The sequence below is a fragment of the Paenibacillus sp. YN15 genome (assembly GCF_003285005.1).
In the GTDB taxonomy this organism is placed as follows: domain Bacteria; phylum Bacillota; class Bacilli; order Paenibacillales; family NBRC-103111; genus Paenibacillus_AR.
The window spans coordinates 65,774-89,624 of the sequence record NZ_QMFA01000028.1; the positions used below are offsets into that span (position 1 = coordinate 65,774).

Here is a 23,851-nt window from a genome sequence, read left to right on the forward strand (position 1 = left end):
TCCCCGGGCAAGGTGCATATAATGAAAATGACCAATTGACCATATTTCACTTTTAGTCATTTTTTTGAAAGGAGGAGAGAAGCGCAATGGCGGCTGACCGCAAGAAGTGGATTCTTGAGGCTGCGTCCAAATCCTTCGCCCTGTTCGGCTACAAGGCTACGACAATGGAGCAGGTGGCGAAGATCGCGGGGGTCGGCAAGGGCACCATTTATACCTTTTTTTCTACAAAAGAAGAGCTGTTCGACGCCATTATGATGGATGTTATTCAGGAGATGAAGCGGATCGCGGATAAGGTGATCCAGGAAGAGCGAACCTTCATCAAGAAGCTGGAGCGGGTGCTGGAGGAGTTCTACCGGTTCCGCAGCAACCATGAGCTGTTGATCCGGCTGTCCCACGAAATCAGCGAGATGGGCACCGCCAAGGCCCAGGAAGGAATGAAGTCCCTGGAGGGAGCCATTCTCGGGTTTCTGGAGAAGAATGTCAGAACCGCTATGGAGCAGGGAGAGATCAGGCCTTGCGATCCGCAGGTCGCGGCATTTGTCATCCTGAAGATGTATGTGTCCTTTGTGCATGATTGGGACCGGACCCATGGCCCGTTGACCAAGGAGCAGATTTCGGAGTTTTTTCATGTGTACCTGTTTGAAGGATTGGCCGTCCGTTAAACGGCTTTATTTTTCAAACAAAATTGACTAATTGAACAAATTGGTCATTCATATATATTTCCTAAAAAGAGAGTTTTAAGAGGAGTGAACCATATGAGCAAAAGCTTCCGCCAGTTCTCCCATGAGCTGGTCTCCATTGCCAAAGACAAAAAGGTTCTGATTTCGGTGAGCGCCGTTGCCCTGGTGCCGCTTCTGTACAGCTTCATGTTCCTGTGGACCTTCTGGGACCCCTACGCCAAGATGGATGTGCTTCCTGTGGCTGTGGTGAATATGGATAAAGGCGCCGCCTTCGAGGGCAAACAGCTGTCCATCGGCGATCAGTTCGTGGAAAAGCTGAAGAGCAACCCGGCCTTCGGCTGGGATTTTGTCTCCCAGGATGATGCGGAGAAGGGATTGAAGGACCATAAATATTATATGGCCATCGAAATTCCCGAGGATTTCTCGCAAAAGGCCACCCAGGTGCTGGGCGCCGACCCGCAGCCTGCGACCTTCCGCTATATTCCCAATGAAAGCAGCAACTTCCTGGCGGCCCAAATCGGCAAAACCGCCGTGGAGCGCATGAAGGGTGAATTGTCTGCCGAGTTGACCAAAACCTATACTGAAACCCTGTTTGCCAGTGTGGGCAAATTGTCCGAAGGGCTGGCGCAAGCCGCCGACGGGGCCTCCAAGCTTTCGGCGGGCACCGGCAGTGTGGTTTCCGGCCTGGAGCAGCTGGATGAAAGCCTGGGCAAGCTGACCGCAGGCGCCCAGCCTCTGGAATCCGGCGCTGTGCAGCTGTATACGGGCGCAACCAAGCTGAACGACGGTCTGGCCCAGTTGGAAAAGGGCGCTTCCGCCGTAAGCGGCGGGATGGAGCAATTGGCAGCGGGCCATCAGGCGATTGTGCAAGGCTCCGCCCAATCTGAGGAAGGCGCTGTTCGGCTGGACGGCGGGCTTGCCGCCTCCGCTGCCGGGCTGGAGCAATTGAAGACCGGCGCCGCCGGCCTATCCGCCGGTTTGGAGCAGCTGGCCGAGGCGATGCCGCAGCTGGCGGAGAATCCCTCCTTCGCCAAGCTGGTGGAGGCGGGCAAGCAAGTAGCCGCCGGGGCGGATTCCGCCGCTGCTGCCCAGAAGCAACTTGCTGCCGGAGCCGGACAGCTGGCTGAAGGGCAAAAAGCCTTGAACGCCGGCATCGCCGCTTTTGACGCCAAGCTGAACGAGGCTGCCGCGGGCAGCAAGTCTGTGGCCGCCGGGGCAAGCCAGCTGGTGCCCGGAAGCGCCCAGCTGAAGGCCGGTCTGGCGCAGATCGAGAACGGCATCGGCCAATTGGCCAACGGCACGGTGCAGTTGAACGAAGGCTCGAAGAAGCTGACCGACGGCGCGCAAACGGTAGCCGGCGGCACCGGAGAGCTCAGCGGCAAGCTGAAGGACGCTTCGGCGCAAACCTCCTCCATCAACGGCAACGACAAGCTGTATGCCGCCTTCTCCCAGCCTGTGGCCTTTGAGGAGCAAAGAATGGCGGAGGTGCCCAACTACGGCACCGGCTTTGCCCCGTATTTCATGAGTCTGGGCCTGTTCGTGGGCGCGCTGCTGCTGACCATTGTTTTCCCGGTGAAGGAGCCTGCCGTCCGTCCCCGCTCCGGCGCCAGCTGGTACTTCGGCAAGCTGGGAACCATGCTGTTCATCGGTCTGGTGCAGGCGCTGGTGATGGCTGTGGCGATCAAATGGGGCCTGGGCCTGACGCTCCAGAATATGCCGCTGTACTTCGTGCTTACGGTGCTGACCAGTTGGACCTTCATGATCATGATTCAAATGCTGGTGTCCATGTTTGCCAACCCCGGCCGGTTTGTGGCCATCGTGATCCTGATTCTCCAACTGACCACCTGCGCGGGAACCTTCCCGGTTGAGCTGATTCCCGAACCTTTGCAAGTGATCAACAAGTGGCTGCCCATGACCTACTCCGTGCAAGGCTATAAGGCGGTGATCTCCAGCGGCGAAATGGGCGACTTCAACCAAAGCGTTCTGGTGATGGTGGTCTACATGGCAGTAATGGCGGCAATCACATTGACTTATTACGTTATCCACTTCCGCAAGCGGCAATCGGAGGTCTCCACGAAGCTGGAGGACGCGATTGCATTGTAATCCCACCCGGCTGCTATCTCCCCGGCTATGAGAAAACCCGTCAGGACTGTTGTCCTGGCGGGTTTTCTTTGAGTCAGCGCGGCGGTGGGCGGCTGGCGGTGGCTGGCAAGGCAGCGGCAACTGGCGGTGATCCGGGGCTGGGCTGGGCTGCTGGAGACTGACTGCACCTCGCTGGCCCGCTGGCCCTGTGCCAACGGACACACGATCCGTTATCATGCGAAAAATCGGTATTTTTTCGTCCAGGCGGACTGAGGCTCCGCTATGAGGCGGCAATCGGCAGTTTTGGACGCCCTAACCGGCCAATAACGCATCCTGTGTCCGCGAAATCCTGAAAAGAGGGCAATTCTGAAAAAATAGCGGATCGTGAGTCCGGACAGCCCTCCTCCACGGGCCAGCCTGCTGCTGCGGCCGCAGTTAGCGGAAGCACTCGCCGGCCGGGACATGCCTCAGCCCCGGGGTTCTAAGCCTTGGCGGCGAAAATCCGCTTGCCCACCGGCACCTTCTCCGGGCTGACGCCGAAGGCGGCCTCCAGAATCTCCCGCACCGCTCCTTCCGCGGAATCCTGGCGGCTGTACAGCCGGGCGCTGGCCTTCATCTGCGCCAGCAGCCCGGGATCGGTGAGGAGCCGCGCCAGCTGCGCCGTAAACTCCTCCGGCCCTTTGGCCTGGAGGGCGGCGCCGATGCCGGTTAAATAAGCGGCGTTGTCATACTCCTGGCCGGGCAGAGGCTTGTACAGCAGCATGGGCAAGCCGGAGGCCAGCGCCTCCGAGCTGGTCAGCCCGCCGGGTTTGGTAATCAGGAGGTCCGAAGCGGCCATCAGCTCCGGGATGTTGTTCACATATCCGGTCAGCAGAACCGGATGGGGGTAGCCCTTCATTTCGCGGGCCAGCTTGTCCTTCAGCTTTTCATTGCGCCCGCAGACGATCACCACCTGCAAGGGCAGGGCCAAGAGGCCGGGGTCCTGAAGCAGCCGGGCCCAATCGCCTCCGATCAGCCCGCCGCCGCCTCCCATGATCATCACAGTGGGCAGCTCCGGCTTCAAGCCAAGCTCTGTGCGGATGGCCTGGCGGTCATAGGCGGCGCGGAAAGCGGGCCGGATGGGGATGCCCGTCACGGCGATTTTCCGGTCGGGAATGGGCCATTGCAGAAGCAGCCGGCGGACATGCTCGGAGCCGACAATATACCGGTCGGTGGCGGCGTGAAGCCAGTAGCTGTGCGAGGTATGGTCGGTCATGACGGTGACCGTCATGGCCTTGATCCGGCCCCGGGCCTTCAGCCGCGCCACGGCGGCGGAAGCGGAGGGGAAGGTGCTGACAATAACGGCGGGATGCGTCTCCTCTACCAGCCGGGCGAGCCGCCGGGCGCTGCACAGCGGCAGCCGGTTGAGACAGCGGGAGAGCAGGTTGTCCCGCTGGGTGCGGCGGAACAAAAAGCCGTACAGCCAGGGCAGTCTGGTAATCCAGAGCATATAGCCCCATTGGGCCAGACGGCAAAGGAGCGGATGGGCGCCTTCCATCACGTCCACTACCCGGATGCGGGCGCCGGGATACAGGGCTTCGGCAGCCTCTGCGACGGCATGGGCCGCCTGGCGGTGACCGTCGCCCAGATTGCCCGTCAGGACAAGAATGGAGGGAGTGCGGCCGGGAGAATATCTCATTTTCCTAGTTCACCTCATTGGGCTTCAAGCGTTGGGGACTTAAGCCTCGCGTTCTTCCATATTAGCACGTTGCCCGGGGCAGAGCAAAAACCATTCTTAGTGGGAGCCGGAGAGGGTTTCATGTTACGATAGAGCGGGACAGGCTTTTCCCGCCGGACAGAGCATGCCGGGGAAGGGAAGAGCCGTTTAGTTTAAGAGCCGGAGGAGGCGTGCAGGTGGAGAACATGATTCGATGGGGAATAATTGGGTGCGGGGATGTAACAGAGGTCAAAAGCGGGCCGGCGCTGCAAAAAGCGGAGGGGTCCCGGCTTACGGCCGTTATGAGAAGGAACGCCGCATTGGCGGAGGATTATGCCAAGCGGCATGGAGTGCCCCGCTGGTACGGGCAGGCGGAGGAGCTGATTGCCGACCCGGAGGTGGATGCGGTTTATGTGGCGACGCCGCCTTCCTCCCATAAGGAATATGCCCTTGCCGCCGCCCGCGCCGGAAAGCCGGTGTATGTGGAGAAGCCGATGGCGATGAATGCGGCGGAATGCACGGCCATGCTTGAGGCTTGCCGGGAGGCGGGAGTTCCTCTGTATGTGGCCTTCTACCGCCGCGGGCTGCCAAGATTCCGGCAGGTGAAGCAATGGCTGGATGAGGGAGCCATCGGCGATCTCCGGTTCGTGCGGACTGTACATATGGCCAAACCATTGGCGCAGACGGGAGAAGAGGTGTGGCGGGTGAACCCGGCCGTTTCCGGAGGCGGGCTGTTCCTGGACCTGGGCAGCCATACGCTGGACCTGCTGGACTACCTGCTGGGACCGATCCGCGATGCAAGCGGCCGCGCCTCCAATATGGGCAGCCCTTATGCCGCCGAGGATACGGTATCGGGAGAGTATGTGTTCGAATCCGGGGTGCACGGGACGGGAATCTGGTGCTTCAACGGATACGCGGATGTGGAGTATAACGAGATTGTGGGGTCGAAGGGCAGCATCCGGTTTTCCACCTTCGAGGAAAAGCCTGTGGTGCTGCGGACAGCGGACAATGAGCAGAGGGTAAGTCTGGCGCATCCGCCCCATGTGCAGGAGCCGCTGATTCAAACCGTTGTGGATGAGCTTCTGGGCCGGGGAACAGCGCTCTCCACCGGAGAATCGGCTATCCGCACCAGCAGGGTGGCGGAGATTATGACCCGAGCTTATTACGCAGGGGAGCGATAAGGATTTCAAAGATTTGTGGCTTCAGCCTGAAACCTTTTCCCAGGATTCACCGTCTAGGAGGCAGATACACCAAAAAGAAGTTCCCCCCAAGTGACGTGAAGCCCCGAAGGAAATTCCGGGCGCTTTTTGGGGGAACCCCCACAATACTCCAGGGAGGATGGTTCATGATATGAAGAAAACAATCAAAGCAGGCGCAGTGGGATTAAGCGCAGCGCTCCTGCTTGCCGGAGCCATTCCGGCGGCGGCAGCGCCGGCGGCATTGACTGCAGCCGCCAACTCGGCAAGCAGCTCCGCCTCATCGGCAGCCGCCGTCAGCACAAGCGATGCGGCCGTGGACACCAACACCGCCGTCAAGCGGGATCAGGCTGTGGAGCTGGCGCGCAAGCTGGCCCAGGTGCCGCAGGATTACGAGGTCTCCAACGTCTCCCTGCAAACGGCGGGAACAACCGGCGGGAGCGGGGCGGTCTGGTCCATCAATTTTTCCAAACAGGTGAAGGATAAGTATTACGGCAATTACTATATCGGCATTTCCGCCGACACCGGCGAATTAACCCAGATGAGCGCGTATACCAACAATACGGAGTCTCCTCCCGTTTATCCTCCGGAGAAGGATCTGAAGGCGGCCAAGCTGGTGGCGGAGGCTTTCATCAACAGTCTGTATCCCGGCAAGCTGGGAGAAACCCGCTATAATACCATTGCCGAGGAGAATTTCAAAACGCCGCTTATGGGTGATGTCCGGTACAATTACCGCTTTGACCGTGTGGTTAATGGCGTGGTATATCCGGCCAACGGCTTCAGTGTGGATGTGAACGGCTCAGGGCAGGTGGTGGGCTTCAATTACCAGTGGGATAAGAGCACCGAATTCCCGGATGCCACCTCGGTCATCTCCCAGGAGAAGGCGGAGAGCATCTGGAAGGAGAAATCCCAGCTTTCCGTCTCGTATTTCCGGCCCTATAACAAGAACATCAATACGACGGCGCCCTTTATTGCCTACCGGCTGACGCCTGTGCAGCTCAACGCCCTTACCGGCGAGGTGGATGCCGGCAATGCCCCGGCGCAGGAGTCAAGCGGCCCCATCGCCTCCGCGCCTCTCGGCAGCGCCCCCGCCAAGGACAAGGCTCTGACCCAAAGCCAGGCCATCGATACGGTCACAGCCCGGTTCCCGCTGCCCGCAGGAGCCAAGCTGGAGAATGCCTCCTATCAGGAGTACAACGATAATTACCTGAACGGCCTGACCCGCACCTGGAATATCAGCTGGACCCTTCCCGAGGAGGAGAGCAGCAGCAAGGCGGAAGCCGCGGAAAAGATCGCCTATCCCTTCAGCCCGCGCTCCATTCATGCGGCAGTGGACGCCTCTACGGGGGAAATCCGCAGCTATTCCCGGAACGAATACCGGCCTTACCAAGCTGCCACAGTAAAGCCGGAGGATTACAAGGTAGCCATCGATACGGCCAAAACCACAGCCGTGGAGCTGGTCAAAGGCTTGCTGCCCCATATGGTTCATCAGTTGGAGCTGCATTACAGCGATCCGACCAAGCAGGCGGCGCCCTCCTACTGGAACTCCAATCCTTCTTACAACTTCAGCTTTGACCGGGCAATCGACGGCATTTCCACCGGGGAAACGGTTCAGGTCACGGTGGACGCCACCAACGGCGCTGTGGTCAACTATTACAACAATCTGACGGGCTACAGCTATCCCGCCACAAAACCGGCTTTGACCGACCCCGCCCAAGCCAAGGAGATCCTGCTTAACCAGTACAAACTCCAGCTGCAGTATGTGATGGACTGGGGCGCAGGGAGTGATTACGGCAACCTGCCCATAGAGAAATACCGGCTGATGGTCGCTGCAGGCGAGCTGCCGCCAGCGGCTGCGGGAAGCCAGAAGGTGCGTCTGGCATATGTGCCGGTGGTCCAAAACACGGAGCTGTCCGGCTATTTCCTGGATGCGGCAACGGGTGAGTGGAGAGACAACCGCAACGGCGAGACGGCCCGCTCCGACCGGGAGGATGCAACGGATATCGCCGGACACTGGGCGGAACGCGCCTTGGCCCTGATGGTGGAATACAATGCCATCGACGTGAAGGACGGCAAGGCAAACCCGGATCAGGCGGCTACCCGCGGCGAGCTGATCAAGATGCTGGTGCTGGCTGCAAGCGGCGGCAGCCTGCCGATGGCTTATGACTCCTCCCGCGCTGCTTCCTTCAGCGATGTGAAGGCCTCCAGCGCCTACTTCGCCTACGTGGAGAATGCGGTGGATATGAATTTGATCGACCGCGATCCTGCCGGCGAATTCAATCCGGATCAGATCATGACCCGGGATGACATGGCCCAGCTGATCGTCCGGGCCCTGGGCTACAACAAGCTGGCCCAGCAAAGCAGCATGTTCCGCCTGGATGTGACGGATGCCGATGCCATCCAGCACAAGGGCCATGCCGCCATCGCCGTAGGGTTGGGCATCATGAGCGCCGACGGCGACCAGTTCCGCCCGGCGGATGAGGTGACCCGCGCCCAAGCCGCCACCGCCTTCTTCCGGTTCCTGGAGAAGCGGAGCGGACTATAAAATTCTCCCTTTACATCCTCCCTGCAGCGGCGCTTTGTGCTTGCAGGGAGGATTTTTGCTGCGCAAAAAAGCCCCCGTTCCGGTGAAGGATGGGGGCAGCGGAGGCTGGAGATTGCACCGCCGGAGTCAGTAGCCGGTGCAGATTTCCTCCCGCACAAAAGTCTGGGTATCCAGTCTGTAATAGTCGTTGATATAGGTTTCCCGGAAGCCGCAGCGGTGGTACAGGGTCAGCGCCTCGGCGTTGTTGCAGGCCACCTCCAGGGTCATGCTGCGCAACCCCTGTTTTTTGGCCAGGCTGATAGCGGACAGAAGAATCTGCCGTCCATAACCCTTGCGCCGGTGCTGCGGCACTACAGAAAAACAAAAGAAATGGGCGTTGCCGTCGCGGATATGGGAGCTGATCCGCCCCACCGCTTCCCCTTCCTCATTATAGGCAATGTACGGCGTGTCCTGGGGAGGGTTGTCCAGGGTCATATCCACCAGCGCCTCGGATTCCTCCTCGGAGGAATCGAATCCGAGGGAGTCCAGACGGATCAGAAGCTGCCGCTGGGACTTGACGCCGCGGGCAAGCCGGATGCCGGAGAGCTCCCCGGTATCCACCTGCTCCACCAGCTTCATGCCGTAATCCGAAATGGCGTACACCGCCCGCCTGGATTCCACAAAGGCCTTGGCGCTTGCGGACTGGCGCGGGCAGGCAAACAGCAGGGCTGGAATGTTCTGCTTGCGCGCCGATTGAAGGGCGGCCTCCGTCAGCGCGCTGAAAATCCCCCTCTGCCGGAAATCCGGGTGAACCATTCCGCCCACCTCGGCCTCCTTGGGCACAAAGTGGTACAACGCCAAAAAGCCCACCAGCTTTCCCCGCTCATACCACAGAAAATCATTGGCCGTCCCGCGGGGCCGGTGCTCCAGCATCCCCCAGTTCAGCTTCAGCTCCAGGCTGTCCGCCTTCGCGCAACGGCCGGCCAGCTCACGCACTTCCTGAATCTGCCGCTCCGTCATCCCGTCCGGAATGATCAACCCATGTTTTATCAAAACCAATTGCCCCTTTTTTTCAAAGTCTTGCGAACATGTAAACGGGGAGGCTGTCCGACTTCTTGATAAAGGCGCCGATAGGCGTTTGTCCTCATCATATGGTAAGCTGTTGACAGCCAGCATCATCTGTGCGGTTTTGTTTCAGCGCCTCTTCCGCCCGGGTATGAACATTACATCTTCATCCTTTCGGCGAATCCCGGCGGAACCTTTTGGGAAAACCTATCAATCAACAGCGAAGGGAGTGGACGGCAGTGAATTGGAAAAAAAGCCTGCATTTTCTGGAAGCTCTGTATTGCCGGTATGAAGATGACGAGGTCACAGCCCTTGGCGCACAGATGACCTACTATATGATCCTCGCCTTTTTTCCTTTTTTGATTTTTCTGCTGACTATCGTAGGGTTGACGCCCATCTCCACGGAGGATGTCTGGGAACAGATTGCCCTGGTCCTCCCGGAGTCCAGCTATAAGGCAGTCAACGATATTATGAACGAAATTTTCGACAGCCGCAATGAAGCGCTGCTCTCCTTCAGCATGATCGGCACCCTGTGGGCGGCCTCCAACGGCTTGTCCGCAGTAATCAAGGCATTAAACAAAGCTTATGATGAACCGGAAACCCGGCCGTTCTGGAAGCTCAAGGGGCTGGCCCTCCTGTCTACCGTCGGCCTGACCCTGGTGATGCTCCTGACCCTGGCGCTTCTGGTTTTCGGCCATGTCATCGGTGCGCAGCTGTTTAAATTTCTCGGGTATCCCAACGACTTCGAGCTGGTGTGGGGATTGATCAAGCTGGCCATCCCCCTGGTAGCCATGCTGCTGGGATTTGCCCTTCTGTACTGGACCGTGCCCAACCGCCGCCTCCGCTTTAGAAGCGTTCTGCCCGGAGCGGTTTTTGCCTCCTTGGGCTGGATTGCGATTTCCCTGCTGTTTTCCTTTTATGTAACCCACTTCGGCAATTACGCCAAAAGCTACGGCAGTCTGGGCGGGGTTATCGTGCTGCTGGTATGGTTGTACATCAGCTGCATTATTATTATCCTCGGCGGGGAAATCAACGCTACCCTCACCTTTGACAAGGAGGGGAAAAGCAAGCCGGGCTGCAAATCCTTCAGCAGCCGCCTGTCCTTCTGGAAGAAACGGCCCCCCAAAAGGCTGGGATAAACCCCTCCTTGGCCACATATAGTGGTAACAGTCTGATTTCAACAAAAGAAGGTAGGGGTTGCCTGTGTATATACGGTTCGCCAATGCTGCCCGCGGCGGTTTTGAGCGGAGGTGGCGGACATGTTCCGGCTTGTCCTGATGTCCGCCATGATGGGCTCCATCGGGCAAATTATGATGAAGCACGGCTCCAACCGGTTGGGCCGACTGACCATGTCCCCCGCCACCTTTGCAGCCGATCTTGGGCGGGTTCTGCGTGTGCCTGAATTCTGGGTAGCGATTCTATTGTTTTCCTTAAGCTCCCTGATCTGGGTAAAGGTGCTGTCCAGGGCGGACCTGACCAGCGCGTATCCTCTAAACAGCATGAGCTACATATTTGTGTTTCTGTTCAGCGCGTTTTTCCTGAATGAAGCTCTGACTTTGCAAAAGGTTGCAGGCGCTCTGGTGATCATGCTGGGCATCTTCATCATTACCCGGTAACGGACGGGCCGGCCGCCGCTTTTTTTCGCTTGCCCGGGCTGGCGGCTTCTTCGCCGGCATACCGCACCTGGTTGTGGCGCATAAAGTACCAGACGCCCCAGATAATCACCCCTCCCGCCCCCGCTTGGGTGAGGGTCAGCTTTTCATCCAGCAGCAGGTAGGCCAGAACGGTAGCGCCCACCGGCTCCCCCAGCACGCTCATGGACACGGTGACGGCATTGACGTACTGGAGCAGCCAGTTGAACAGCACATGGCCGAAGACGGTAGGCACAATAGCCAGGAGCAGGAAGATGCCCCACTCCCGGGCGGGATATCCGCCAAGGTCGATGCCCCGGGCCAGGTTGTACACCAGAAACGCGACTCCCGCCACGCAGAAGATGAAGAAGCTGTAGAACAGGGAAGGCACCCGGCTGGCCAGCCGCTGGCCTGCCAGCAGATGAAGGGCCACTGCCGCCGTGCCTGCCAAAGAAAGCAGGTCGCCGGTCAGCGCCTTGCCGGAGATGCCGATATCCCCCCAGCCAATAAGCGCCGCGCCCAGTATGGCTACGGCCAGTCCCAGCACCGCCTTGCGGGTGGTCCGTTCCCTAAACAGCCAATAAGCGCCGGCCAGAATCAGGATGGGCTCCAAAGCGAGAATGATGGTGGAGCTGGCAACCGAGGTAAAGGCCAGCGACTCCATCCAGAACAGAAAGTGAAGGGCCAAAAACAACCCGGAAACGGCCATCAGGCCCCAGTCCGCCGGAGCCAGGGCCTTCAGGTCGGGCTTGCTCTTCCACACGAAAGGGCCCATCAGCAGCGCCGTAAAAAAGAGCCGGTACATGGCCATCACGGAGGAGGGCGCATGGGACCAGCGGATAAAAATGGATGAGAATGAGATGGCAATTATGCCGGCCAACAGCAAAGCCAGCAGCGCCCAACGGGGCAAGGGGGAACGCTTGTCGGACATGGGCTGCAATACTTCCTTCCAGTGAATCTCGCAATGGCGCAACCTCTCCATTATACCGCACTTTGCCGGAATCGGCCATTAAAGTTGTGCGGCTTCCGAAGCCGCCGGGTTATTCCTTTTTGCCGTTGCCGTTAAAAAGCGCCTCCGCCAAATGCGTCAGCTTCTCCATAAATTTGCCGTAGCCGAAGCCGGTCAGAAAGGACAGGCCGGTCCGGGCGGAGAGGGAATCCTCCACCTGGAGCAGCATAATGCCGCTGTCCAGCAGGATAACGGTAATCATCGCTGTGCCGCCGCAGAGGTAGGGCCGCATGAGATACCAATAAATAAAGCGGACGGTCACCGGCTGGTCATAAAACTGGTGAAAGGCCCGCAGGGCGTAGAGGGAACCGCCCAGGGACCCGGCGCTGATATAAAACAGGTACGGCCTCACCGCTGTCAGGGAAGCGGAGCCGGGGTCCTCCAAACCGCCGCTTAACAGCCACAGGAGACAGGCGGCGGAGGCGGCGAAGGCCACGGACAGATACACAAAAATCACAAGCCGCCAACGGGCGGAATGAGCCGGCATAGACCCTCACCCTTTGTTCACCTGCGCGCAGGAGTTGTTACTGCAGTATATGCAGCGGATACAACCCTGGACAGGTACAGGTGCAGGTGGCGGCGGGCCATGGAGATATTTTCATCTGCCCTCTACTACTCCGCCGCTCCATCCCCCTGCGCCGCCTGCTTCTTGCGCAGCTTGTAGCACTTGCGGCAAACGGGGATATAGCTTTCGTTGCCGCCGATCTGAATCTGCTCCCCCTCGAAGACGGGCCGCCCGTCCTTGCAGCGCATGTTCAGCACCGCCTTGCGGTCGCAGAACCAGCAGACGGTTTTTACCTCCTCAATCTTATCCGCAGCCGCAAACAGCTGCAGGCTTCCTTCAAACAGATTCCCCATAAAATCGGAGCGCAGCCCGTAGGCGATAACCGGAATGCCCAAATCGTCGCAAATGTCGGTCAACTGGTCGATTTGCTTCCGGCTCAAAAACTGGGCCTCATCCAGAAGCACGCAGTTGGGCATGGTCTCTTTGGCAATGGCGTACATATCCGTATTCTCGTGGACGATGATGGCTTCCTTCTGCATCCCGATGCGGGAGGTGACATTGCCTACGCCGAAGCGGTCGTCGATGGCGGGGACGAACAGCAGCACCCGCTTGCCCTGCTCCTCATAGTTATGGGCGGTGCGCAGCACCTCAATGGATTTGCCGCTGTTCATAGTTCCATAGCGAAAATATAATTTGGCCACGTTGTTTTTTCCTCTCTGCAGCACATGCTTGATGCGGGCCGCTTCCCGGCCCACTCCAAGGATAGCATGTTTTTGCAGCCTTTCCTATGGATGATTGTTCCCCTTTGGCGCAAAACCGGCCGCGAGCATCTCGCCCATCTCCGCCATAACCTCAGGAATCAGGCCGAATTTGGCCAGCTGCATCCGCAGCACCTTTTCTTCCTGGACGGGAAAAAAGCAGTAGCTCCAGCCCGGCTGGCGCATGCCGGCGGAGGCAATCCCCCGGGCGGCTCCCGGCTGCAGAAACTGGACCATCTCCCGGATGCTGAAGGGCTTCACCGCCTGGACCATCTCCTGATTGGGCCCGGCCGCCGCAGTCGCTGAAGGGAAGGAGGATGGAGAAGCCATCCGTTCCAGGAACACCAGTGCAGCTTTCTCTTGGCAATCCAGGGACAGGAGCCGGGCGGCGAACTCCAGCCCGTTCAACAGCCCCGTGCCCACCAGATTGGCGGCGATGATGCGGGGCATATGGGCATTGCCGCAGCCGATGGCGAACAGGGCCTCCTCGAAGGAGCCCAGGTGAAGCACCCGCTGGCCTTTTTGGGCCAGAACGGTGGCCAGGCTTTCCATATAGCCGTCCTCCTTGCCGATGAGCAGAACGGCTCCTGCCGTGGCGGGCGGAGTATAAGCCGGGAGCCAGACGGTAAAGATGCTTCCCCCGTAATGGCGGGAGATGAAGGTGATCTGGCCGCTGTGGCCCTCGACGATTTCCTTGGCGATGGGCAGCCCCAGGCCGCTGCCGGGAATCTTCTTCCGGTCGTTATGCTCCACACGGTAGAATTTGCGGAAAATCTTCTCCTTGTCCTTCTCCGGGATGCCCAGGCCGTTGTCGGCAATGTCGATGCGGATCGCTCCTTCCTCGAGAGCGGCGGAGACATGCACCGCCGACCCGTCGGGCGAGTATTTCACCGCATTGCCGATCAGGTTGTCCAGCACCTGCCGCATCCGGTCGGCGTCCGCCAGGGCGATAACCGGCTCATCCGGCAGCTTCAGCTGGATAGGATGGGGATTGCCGTCATGGCGCCATTCCTCCACTGTACGGGTGACAAGCTCCCGCAAATCCGAGGGAACCAGGTAGTAGGGCTGCCGGCCGGATTCCATCCGCTGCAAATCCAGGAAATTGTCCACCAGCCGGGACAGCCGGACCGCCTCGTGGTGGATGGTGGCCGAATAGGATTTCAGCTTGTCGGGAGGCAGCTCCTTGCTGCGCAGAATCTCCGAATAGCCGAGAATGGGAGTGAGGGGGGTGCGGAATTCATGGGACACCTGGGCGATCATTTCCTCCTGGAGCAGCTCCCGCTCCATCTCCTCGGTACGGTCGCGGAAGATGAACAGGCGGTTGCGCTCCCGCATCTCCTCCGTGCCTTGAACGACGGTTATGTACAAGGACAGGTGCATATTGCGCCGGTTATGGTGAAAGGTGAAGTTGCGCTGCATCGAGCCGTGCTCCCCCACATGCCGGAGAATGGAGTCCATCTCCTGCTGGAGCTGGCCGGCGTCGTCCCGGGGGAACCGCCGCATGGCCCCGAACAGCTCCTTCATGGAACGCAAGCCCAACGGCCGCTCGCCGAAAAACAAATCCAGCTGGCTGTTGGCATACAGGATGGCGCCGTTTTTGTCGCAGAGCACCATGGCTTCCCGGGTGGCCTCCAGGATGCTGGCAAACTGCCGGTTCAAATCCATGGACATCAGCTTGAAGGCGTTGGTCAGCGCCTGAATCTCCACCAGGCTGCTGTCCGGCCACACCGGGCGGAAGCCGGTGCCGATGGAGGCGGACAGTCTGCCGGACAATCCCGCCAGCTGCACAATGGGGTGGTTCATGTAGCGGCAAATGGGATAAATGATCAGCACCGCCAGCGCCAAAATGGCAAAAGCGGTAGTCAGCTCCTGGGCCAGCTCCCCGTAAATCTCCGACCAGGTGGTCCGGGCGGGCAGCTCTACAAAAATCTGAAACCGCGGATCGCCGTTCCACAGCATGTCCACATAATAAACCGAGTCCATCCGCTGCGAAATCCGGCTGCCGGATTCCTCCAGGGTGGGCGACCATAAATTTACCCGCTCCGTCACCTCCCGGATCTGGGAGTCATCGGCGGCGCCGGTCAGGTAGGAGGGCAGCGGGCCGTACTGATCCTCCATGGACGCCCCCAGCTTCAGCCCCCGGTCCACCAGGCGGAAGCGCAGCTCCGGCATCCGTTTGTCCAGCAGCACAAAGGCTTCGTGCACCGGAAAGCTGCCGGGCGTATCCGTGTACAAATTCATTTGCTCCGCGGCGTACACCAGCTTTTCGGCGATGGTATCCTCTTCGTGGACGATGAGAAGGCGGCTGTGGATGCCCACTTGCACCATAGCCATAATGAGAATGATAAACACCATAATATTGGATAATTGCCCGGCCAGGCTGGAGGGGGCCAGGTCATGGAAGCCCCGGCGGGCCATGACGGAATGCGGGAATTTTTTGCAGAAGAGGGCAAAAACCGGAATGGCCAGGGAGGCGGCGGCAGCGTTGCCCAGCCCGTTCAGACCCATTTTGAACACGACAAACTGGAGGATGGTGCCGGGGAGATGCAGGATGGAGCCGTAGAACAGCAGGGTCAGGGGAATCCCGGCGACCGCCCAATAGAGGAGGCTGGCGGCGGTGTAGCCGAGGCGGTATCTTTTGACAAGAAGGCAGACCAGCAGATTCTCCAGAGTCATCAGGATCATGCCGTAGGGATGGCCCCAATACCACAGGCTGGGCAGCACCCCTGCCAGCATCACGGCTGCGCCTGCAAGGGGGCCGAACAGGGCGTAAGCGGCAAACCCGAACAGGCCGGCGAAAAAGTACTCCACGCCGAACATCAGCCGAAGGGGAAACAAACCGCTTACAAGAGAGCCTGCGGCCAACAGAAGCAGCACGAACAAAGGGATTAGCCGTGATTTGGTCATGTGTGCGGACGCCCCCTTACGGTTCATTCAACAGCAGTTGGGCATGGGCCAGCGCTGCCAGCAGCCGGGATTCCTCCAGGGGCTTCGTGACACAATCATAAGCTCCCGCCAGGATGGCATTCTGGCTTAAGGCGCTCTGATTCATTCCCGATATGGCCAAAATGCGTGCGGAGGAGTCCAGATCGCGAATCCGGCGGATCAGCGCCACTCCGTTCAGGGAGGCGGCTGTCAGATCAATGGTCACCGCATCGGGGGAGGCGCTTTTGTATTGGGCCAAAGCTTGCTCGCTGTTGCCCGCTTCGCCGGCAATGGCATAACCTGCGTCTTCCATAATTCTGCGGAGCACGGTGCGGGAAAACGCGGCGGGATCGATAATCAGGATGCGCATGAGCAAGCCTCCCCGGCTGCAAGGATTCCGGATTTTCGGAACCCGGTTAAAAATTTACGGATTTTTGGCCGATTCAGGCCGAATTACGGCAAGTCTCCGCAGTTTTCGCTATAATAAAAATGGTATCATGATTCATTATCCGGTCTATCTTTTAGAAAAGTTGCAGAAAAGTGCTAGGAAAATGTTAAATTGCGGCAAGGAGGGCTGGTTATGCCCAAAGTGCTTATTATTGAAGATGATCAGAGCATTGCCGACATGATGACGATTTATTTGGAGGAAGAGGGATACACGGTTTCCTGGGGTTCCGACGGCGAAGAGGGAAAGAAGCTGCTGCAGAGCGCGGAGCCGGACATCATTATTCTCGACGTGATGCTGCCGGATACGGACGGCATTACTCTGTGCGGGGAAATCCGGCTGGTTACGGTGATCCCCATTCTGATGGTTTCCGCCAAAAAAGAAGTGGCCGACCGGGTGAACGCTCTTCTGATGGGAGCCGACGATTACCTTTGCAAGCCTTTTTCCATGCGCGAGCTGGCCGCCCGGCTGACAGCCCTCTTGCGCCGCTCCGCCATGACGCCTGTCCCGGAGCCTGCCGCGGCCAAGGAAAGCCGCCCCGCCGTTCATATGGATATGAGCCGCAGGGTGCTGTATGTGGCGGACAAACTGGTGGAAACCACCTATTCCGAATTTGAAATCATGAAGGTGCTGTGGCTGCATCCGAACAATGTCTTCAGCAGGGAAGAGCTGTTGAACCGGATCAGGGGCATTGATACGTATGTAACGGAACGGTCTGTGGATGTCCATATTACCAATCTGCGCAAAAAAATCGAGGCGGACCCGAAAAATCCGCGTTTCATTAAAACTGTATGGGGAGTCGGCTATAAATTCGTGCCGGAAGGAGATTAGAAAACCTTTACAACTATCTGTTTTTGCGATGGTTTTCAGTACATATTTAAATTGATTCAGCTAACATGGAATGTTAAAATTTAAAAAATACTATCACTTCTCCCTTGCTGAAATAATATTTTTTATCGGCAGGAACCAATAAAAACAGAAGGAAAGGTTGCACGATGATGACCCAAAATGGATTGCCTCCCAAGCAGGGATTGTATGACCCGCAGTATGAGCATGACGCCTGCGGTATTGGTTTTGTGGCCGACATCAAGGGCCGCAAATCCCACGAGATTGTCAGCCAGGCGCTGCAGGTGCTATGCAATTTGGACCACCGCGGCGGTCAGGGCTGCGAGGTGAACACAGGCGACGGAGCGGGGATTCTCCTGCAGATTCCCGACAGCTTCCTGCGCGATGCGGTGAAGGAACTGGGCTTCGAGCTGCCGGCGGCAGGCCAATACGGCGTCGGCATGGTTTTCCTGCCCCAGGATGCGGCTCTTCGCGCGGCATGCGAGCAGATGGTGGAGAAGGTGGTCCGGGAGGAAGGCCAAACGGTCATCGGATGGAGAACGCTGCCGGTTGACAACTCCTCACTGGGCAATTTCGCCAAGTCCGCAGAGCCTTTTGTCCGCCAGCTGTTCATTGGCGCAGGCGCCAATCTGGCCGGCAAGGATGAGCTTGCCTTCGAGCGCAAGCTGTACGTCATTAGGAAGCGCACCGAAAACCTGGGCGCAACCTCCGATTTCGGCAAGCCCTTTTATTACTCCAGCTTATCCAGCCGCACCATTGTCTACAAGGGGATGCTGACGCCGGAGCAGGTGTACGGGTATTACCTCGAGCTGCAAAACCCCGAGTTGAAGAGCGCTCTCGCTTTAGTGCATTCCCGCTTTAGCACCAACACTTTCCCCAGCTGGGAACGGGCGCATCCGTACCGCTACATGATCCACAACGGCGAAATCAACACCCTGCGGGGCAATGTGAACTGGATGCACGCCCGCCAGGCCATGTGCAACTCCGAGCTGTTCGGCGACGACCTTGCGAAGATTATGCCTATTATCGATAACGAAGGCTCCGACTCCCAGATGTTCGACAACTGTCTGGAGTTTATGATGCTCTCCGGCCGTTCCCTGCCCCATGCAGCCATGATGATGATTCCCGAACCCTGGTCCAAGCACGAAAGCATGGACCCGCAGAAGCGGGCCTTCTACGAATACCACAGCTGCCTGATGGAGCCGTGGGACGGCCCTGCCGCCATCGCCTTTACCGACGGCTCAATTATCGGCGCTGTGCTGGACCGCAACGGTCTGCGCCCTTCCCGCTATTACATCACCACCGATGATGTGATCGTGCTGGCTTCCGAGGTGGGCGTGATGAATCTGGCTCCCGACAAGATCGTCAAGAAGGACCGCCTCCGCCCCGGCCGTATGCTGCTGGTGGATACTGTGGAAGGCCGGATCATCTCCGACGACGAAATCAAGAGCCGCATTACCAGCGAGCATCCGTATCAGGAATGGCTCAATGAGCACCTGGTCAACCTAAGCGATCTGCCCGCCGCTCCCGAGCTTCCGGCTCCCGAGGCGGAGGCGCTGGTGCAGCGCCAGCAGGCCTTCGGCTATACCTATGAAGGCAACCGCAAGTTCCTGGAGGCTATGGCCAGAACCGGCGTGGACCCCATCGGCTCCATGGGCAACGACGCCCCGCTGGCGGTGCTGTCCGAGAAGCCGCAGCTTTTATACAGCTATTTTAAGCAATTGTTTGCACAGGTAACCAATCCCCCCATCGACTCCAACTTCGAGGAAATCATTACCTCCCAGGAGACCACCATCGGTCCCGAGGGCGATCTGATCAACCCGAAGCCGGAGAGCTGCCGCCAAATCCGCATCCCCAGCCCCATCATCGGCAATGAGGATCTGGCCAAGTTCCGGCACGTGCAGCGGGAGGGCTTCCGCTCCATCGATCTGCCGATTCTGTATCCGGTTTATGACGGCGCAGGCGCTTTGGAAAAAGCCATGGAGGAGCTTTACGCGGCAGCCGATGCGGCTATCGCCGGCGGCTCCAACCTGCTGATCCTCACTGACCGCGGCATTTCCAAGGAGCTGGCCGCTATCCCGGCGCTGCTGGCCGTATCGGGCCTGCATCACCATCTGATCCGGGAAGGCACACGGACCAAGGTCAGCCTGCTGCTGGAATCCGGCGAACCCCGCGAGGTGCACCATTTTGCGCTGCTTCTGGGCTACGGCGTCAGCGCCGTGAATCCGTATCTGGCGCTGGAATCCCTGAAGGATATGGTGAGAAACGGCATGCTGGAGGGCCTGACCTATGAGAAGGCCGCTTACAACTACCTGAAGGCTTCCGTCAAGGGCGTCACCAAGGTGCTGGCCAAGATGGGGATTTCCACGGTGCAAAGCTACCGCGGCGCGCAGATTTTCGAGGCCATCGGCATCAGCAAGGCGGTTATCGACAAATATTTCACTTGGACGGCATCCCGCATCGAAGGCATCGACCTGGATACCATCTCCAAGGAAGTGGAGCTGCGCCATCACAAGGCCTTCTCCCGGGTGGAGACCGCAGGCCGGGTGCTGGAGACAGGCGGCCAGCTGCAATGGCGCGCCGAAGGCGAAGAGCATATGTACAACCCGGAGACCATCTATACGCTGCAAACCGCCTGCCGCACCGCCGACTACGGTTTGTACAAGAGGTTCTCCGCCCGGATCAACGAAGATCCGGAAGTGAAATACACCCTGCGCAATCTGCTGGGCTTCAAGAAGGACCGCCGCTCCATTCCGCTGGATGAGGTTGAACCGCTGGAAGCCATCTTCAAGCGCTTCAAGACCGGGGCCATGTCCTTTGGGTCCATTTCCAAGGAGGCCCATGAGGCTCTGGCCATCGCCATGAACCGCATCGGCGGCCGCAGCAACACCGGCGAGGGCGGCGAGCATCCGGAGCGCTTCATTCCGGACGCCAACGGCGATTCCCGCCGCAGCTCCATCAAGCAGGTGGCTTCGGGACGCTTCGGCGTCACCAGCAACTACCTGGTGAATGCGGACGAAATCCAGATCAAGATGGCCCAAGGCGCCAAGCCCGGCGAGGGCGGACAGCTGCCCGGCCGCAAGGTGTACCCGTGGGTAGCCGAGGTGCGGGGCGTAACCGCAGGCGTTGGCCTGATTTCGCCGCCGCCTCACCATGACATCTACTCCATCGAGGATCTGGCTGAGCTGATCCACGATTTGAAGAACGCCAACCCCCGGGCCCGGATCAGCGTCAAGCTGGTATCCGAGGTGGGCGTAGGCACTATCGCCGCAGGCGTAGCCAAGGGCAAGGCCGATGTGGTGCTGATCAGCGGCTATGACGGCGGCACGGGCGCTTCGCCGCAGACCTCCATCCACAATGCGGGCCTGCCGTGGGAGCTTGGTCTGGCCGAGACCCATCAGACCCTGATCCTGAACAATCTGCGCTCCCGGATTACGGTGGAGACCGACGGCAAGCTGCTGACCGGCCGCGACGTGGTGGTCGCAGCGCTTCTGGGCGCCGAGGAATTCGGCTTTGCCACCACTCCGCTGATCGCTTTGGGCTGCGTGATGATGCGGGTGTGCCACCTGGATACCTGCCCGGTGGGCATCGCCACCCAGAATCCGGAGCTGCGCGCGAAATTCGCCGGAGATCCGCAGCATGTGGTCAATTACATGACCTTCATCGCCCAGGAGGTCCGCGAGCTGATGGCCGAGCTTGGTTTCCGTACCATAGAAGAGATGGTGGGACGTACGGACGCACTTGAAGCCATTGCGGCTGTGAACCACTGGAAGGCCAAGGGCCTGGACCTGGCTCCGCTGCTGTATCAGCCGGAGGTGCCTGCGGACTACGGCACCTATTGCCAGATGGAGCAGGATCACGGTCTGGAGAAATCCATCGACATGAAGGAGCTCTTGCACGTGTGCAAGCCGGCTCTCGATTATAAGGAAAATGTGCATGCCATCATGCCGATCCGCAACGTCAACCGGGTTGTGGGCACCATCCTGGGCAGCGAGGTTACCCGCCGCTACGGTCTGGAGGGCCTGCCGGCCGATACCATCCGGCTGCACTTCAACGGCTCCGCCGGCCAAAGCTTCGGCGCCTTCGTGCCGAAGGGCGTGACCCTGTCGCTGGAAGGCGACGCCAACGACTATGTGGGCAAGGGCCTCTCCGGCGGCAAGATCATCATCTTCCCGCCCGAACGCTCCTCCTTCGTGCCGGAAGAGAATGTGATCATCGGCAACACTGCCTTCTACGGCGCCACGGAAGGCGAAGCCTATATCCGCGGTGTCGCAGGCGAGCGCTTTGCCGTCCGGAACTCCGGCGTGCGGGTGGTTATTGAAGGCGTAGGGGACCACGGCTGCGAATATATGACCGGCGGCCGCGTGGTTGTGCTGGGGCCGACAGGTCGCAACTTCGCCGCAGGCATGTCCGGAGGCATCGCCTTCGTATATGACGCCGACGGCAGCTTCAAGAGCAAGATCAACAAGGAAATGGTGCATGTGGAGGAACTGAGCGAGCAGTACGAGATCAATGAGGTGAAAACCCTGATCCGCAACCACGTGAAGTTCACCAGCAGCACCGTCGGCCAGAAAATCCTTGAGAACTGGGAAGAGAATGTGTTCAGCTTCGTGAAGGTGATTCCGAAGGACTTCAAGCGGATGTTCGAGTCCATCGAAAAAGCCAAGCTGACCGGCCTCAGCCAGGATGAAGCGGTTATGGCCGCCTTCAAGGAAAATATGAGCGACGCCGCCCGCGTTGCCGGCAATTAAGCATTCCCCCAAAAGTGAAGAGATGCTCCGAAGCGATTGTCCGATTACTTTTGGGGGAGCCCCCTGATAAAAAGAAAGTTTTTTAGGAGGAGAACCATGGGAAAGCCTACGGGTTTTTTGGAATACAAGCGCGAACTCCCTGTGGATGAATCGCCCTTGTCAAGAATCGGCCATTATCAGGAATTTCATGAGCATATGGAAGAGTCGAAGCTTCGCACCCAAGGGTCGCGCTGCATGGATTGCGGCATTCCCTACTGCCATACGGGGAAGCTTCTCAACGGCATGGCTGCCGGCTGCCCGGTGCATAACCTGATCCCCGAGTGGAATGATCTGGTGTACCGCGGCATGTGGCGGGAGGCTCTGGACCGGCTGCACAAGACCAACAACTTCCCCGAGTTTACCGGCCGGGTTTGCCCCGCTCCCTGCGAGGGCTCCTGTACGGTGGGCTTAAACGGCAAGCCTGTCACCATCAAGAATATCGAACGCTCCATTGTGGACCGCGGCTTTGAGGAAGGCTGGATCAAGGCCCAGCCCCCGGCTGTCCGCACCGGCAAAAAGGTCGCCGTCATCGGCTCCGGTCCTTCCGGTCTGGCCGCTGCCGCCCAGCTGAATAAAGCAGGGCATACGGTTACGGTGTTTGAGCGCGCCGACCGTCCCGGCGGACTCCTCATGTACGGCATCCCCAACATGAAGCTGGAGAAAACCGTGGTGGAGCGCCGTGTGAAGCTGCTGGAGGAGGAAGGCGTTACCTTCGTCACCAATACGGAGGTAGGCAAGGATTACCCGGCGGAAAAGCTGAAGGCCGAGTTTGATGCGGTTGTGCTCTGCGGCGGCGCTACCAAGGGCCGCGACCTTCCCACTGAAGGCCGCGAGCTCGCGGGCATCCACCTGGCCATGGAGTTTCTGCACAAGAACACCAAGAGTCTGTTGGACTCCAACCATGCCGACGGCGCCTACATCTCTGCGGCAGGCAAGGATGTGATCGTCATCGGCGGCGGCGATACCGGCACCGACTGCGTAGCCACCTCGCTCCGCCACGGCTGCAACTCCGTGTACCAGTTCGAAATTATGCCCAAGGCTCCCGAGCATCGGGCAGACAATAACCCGTGGCCGGAATGGCCCAAAACCTTCAAGCTGGACTACGGCCAGGAGGAGGCCGCCGCCAAGTATGGCCGCGACCCCCGGGATTACCTGGTGTCCACCAAGCGGTTTGTGGGCGACGAGAACGGCCATGTGAAGGAAGTCCACACTGTGCTCATCGAGTGGAAAAAGGACGGCAACGGCCGTTTTGTTCCCACTGAGGTTCCCGGCAGCGAGAAGGTGTATCCGGCGCAGTTGGTGCTTCTGGCGCTGGGCTTCACCGGTCCCGAGAACCAGCTGCTGGATCAGCTGGGCGTCGAGAAGGATGAGCGCTCCAATGCCAAGGCCGCATACGGCAAGTATGCCACTAACGTGGAGGGTGTGTTCGCCGCAGGCGACATGCGCCGCGGCCAGTCCCTGGTGGTATGGGCCATCAACGAAGGACGCGAGGCTGCCCGCGAGGTGGACCGTTTCCTGATGGGCGCTACGGATTTGCCGTAAGAGCAATTTGGACTTGAGCGATGCCGGACAGTGGACTCGGTAATGCTGACAGAAAGCCCGGAGTGACGCGGAATGCGGCTGCTCCGGGCTTTTTTTGCCATATCAGAAAGTATAAAATCTTGAGGTGTAGAAGCCCTTTCTAACCATATCAGAAAGT

The 23,851-nt window shown here is 59.1% G+C and carries 16 protein-coding genes; 9 read left to right on the forward strand and 7 right to left on the reverse strand.

The annotated features are described in order from the left end of the window. Positions 1 to 86: 86 nt before the first annotated feature. Positions 87 to 662, forward strand: a complete 576-nt coding sequence (locus tag DQG13_RS20455) for a TetR/AcrR family transcriptional regulator (RefSeq protein ID WP_113021633.1) — start codon at positions 87 to 89, stop codon at positions 660 to 662. Between the two features lie 93 nt (positions 663 to 755). After that, the gene (locus tag DQG13_RS20460) at positions 756 to 2,783 is read left to right on the forward strand and encodes a YhgE/Pip domain-containing protein (RefSeq protein WP_113021634.1); all 2,028 of its coding nucleotides are present in this window, start codon (positions 756 to 758) and stop codon (positions 2,781 to 2,783) included. Positions 2,784 to 3,243: 460 nt separating this feature from the next. Here the strand turns inward: DQG13_RS20460 and DQG13_RS20465 are convergent, their stop codons facing one another. Further along, entirely contained in the window at positions 3,244 to 4,440 is a 1,197-nt protein-coding gene (locus DQG13_RS20465) for an MGDG synthase family glycosyltransferase (RefSeq protein WP_113021635.1), read from the reverse strand. Positions 4,441 to 4,664: 224 nt separating this feature from the next. Between DQG13_RS20465 and DQG13_RS20470 the strand changes: the two genes are divergently transcribed. Together DQG13_RS20470 and DQG13_RS20475 are read left to right on the forward strand one after the other, a co-directional pair. Continuing rightward, positions 4,665 to 5,639, forward strand: coding sequence for a Gfo/Idh/MocA family protein (locus DQG13_RS20470; protein WP_181592883.1), 975 nt, complete (start codon positions 4,665 to 4,667; stop codon positions 5,637 to 5,639). 169 nt (positions 5,640 to 5,808) lie between these two features. Further along, on the forward strand, positions 5,809 to 8,199 hold the full coding sequence (locus tag DQG13_RS20475; protein ID WP_181592880.1) for an S-layer homology domain-containing protein: 2,391 nt from the start codon (positions 5,809 to 5,811) through the stop codon (positions 8,197 to 8,199). Positions 8,200 to 8,325: 126 nt separating this feature from the next. On the opposite strand, the gene DQG13_RS20480 is transcribed toward DQG13_RS20475, so the two are convergent. Continuing rightward, positions 8,326 to 9,231: a GNAT family N-acetyltransferase gene (locus DQG13_RS20480; RefSeq protein ID WP_181592881.1), complete on the reverse strand. Its 906-nt coding sequence runs from the start codon at positions 9,229 to 9,231 to the stop codon at positions 8,326 to 8,328. Between the two features lie 251 nt (positions 9,232 to 9,482). Between DQG13_RS20480 and DQG13_RS20485 the strand changes: the two genes are divergently transcribed. Beyond that, positions 9,483 to 10,382 (forward strand): YihY/virulence factor BrkB family protein, encoded by a 900-nt coding sequence (locus DQG13_RS20485; protein ID WP_113021639.1) that lies wholly within the window; start codon positions 9,483 to 9,485, stop codon positions 10,380 to 10,382. Positions 10,383 to 10,502: 120 nt separating this feature from the next. After that, complete coding sequence (locus DQG13_RS20490; RefSeq protein ID WP_113021640.1) at positions 10,503 to 10,859, forward strand: EamA family transporter; 357 nt, start codon at positions 10,503 to 10,505, stop codon at positions 10,857 to 10,859. On the opposite strand, the gene DQG13_RS20495 is transcribed toward DQG13_RS20490, so the two are convergent. From DQG13_RS20495 to DQG13_RS20515, 5 genes are all read right to left on the reverse strand, one after another. Further along, positions 10,849 to 11,805, reverse strand: a complete 957-nt coding sequence (locus DQG13_RS20495) for a DMT family transporter (protein WP_113021641.1) — start codon at positions 11,803 to 11,805, stop codon at positions 10,849 to 10,851. The genes DQG13_RS20490 and DQG13_RS20495 overlap by 11 nt on opposite strands. A gap of 109 nt (positions 11,806 to 11,914) precedes the next feature. Further along, complete coding sequence (locus DQG13_RS20500; protein ID WP_113021642.1) at positions 11,915 to 12,370, reverse strand: hypothetical protein; 456 nt, start codon at positions 12,368 to 12,370, stop codon at positions 11,915 to 11,917. Between the two features lie 125 nt (positions 12,371 to 12,495). Further along, positions 12,496 to 13,089 carry a thymidine kinase gene (locus DQG13_RS20505; RefSeq protein WP_113021655.1) on the reverse strand — a complete coding sequence of 198 codons (594 nt, stop codon included), beginning with the start codon at positions 13,087 to 13,089 and terminating at the stop codon, positions 12,496 to 12,498. A gap of 84 nt (positions 13,090 to 13,173) precedes the next feature. After that, positions 13,174 to 16,053 (reverse strand): sensor histidine kinase, encoded by a 2,880-nt coding sequence (locus tag DQG13_RS20510; protein WP_181592882.1) that lies wholly within the window; start codon positions 16,051 to 16,053, stop codon positions 13,174 to 13,176. Between the two features lie 16 nt (positions 16,054 to 16,069). Further along, the gene (locus DQG13_RS20515) at positions 16,070 to 16,441 is read right to left on the reverse strand and encodes a response regulator (protein ID WP_113021644.1); all 372 of its coding nucleotides are present in this window, start codon (positions 16,439 to 16,441) and stop codon (positions 16,070 to 16,072) included. A 210-nt stretch (positions 16,442 to 16,651) separates the two neighbouring features. Here DQG13_RS20515 and DQG13_RS20520 point away from each other — a divergent pair, with 210 nt between their 5' ends. The 3 genes from DQG13_RS20520 (at position 16,652) to DQG13_RS20530 (ending at position 23,694) form a co-directional block, all read left to right on the forward strand. After that, positions 16,652 to 17,347 carry a response regulator transcription factor gene (locus DQG13_RS20520; RefSeq protein ID WP_113021645.1) on the forward strand — a complete coding sequence of 232 codons (696 nt, stop codon included), beginning with the start codon at positions 16,652 to 16,654 and terminating at the stop codon, positions 17,345 to 17,347. A 167-nt stretch (positions 17,348 to 17,514) separates the two neighbouring features. After that, positions 17,515 to 22,113 (forward strand): glutamate synthase large subunit, encoded by a 4,599-nt coding sequence (gene gltB, locus DQG13_RS20525; RefSeq protein WP_113021657.1) that lies wholly within the window; start codon positions 17,515 to 17,517, stop codon positions 22,111 to 22,113. A gap of 96 nt (positions 22,114 to 22,209) precedes the next feature. Continuing rightward, positions 22,210 to 23,694: a glutamate synthase subunit beta gene (locus DQG13_RS20530; RefSeq protein ID WP_113021646.1), complete on the forward strand. Its 1,485-nt coding sequence runs from the start codon at positions 22,210 to 22,212 to the stop codon at positions 23,692 to 23,694. The last annotated feature ends 157 nt before the right edge of the window (positions 23,695 to 23,851 follow it).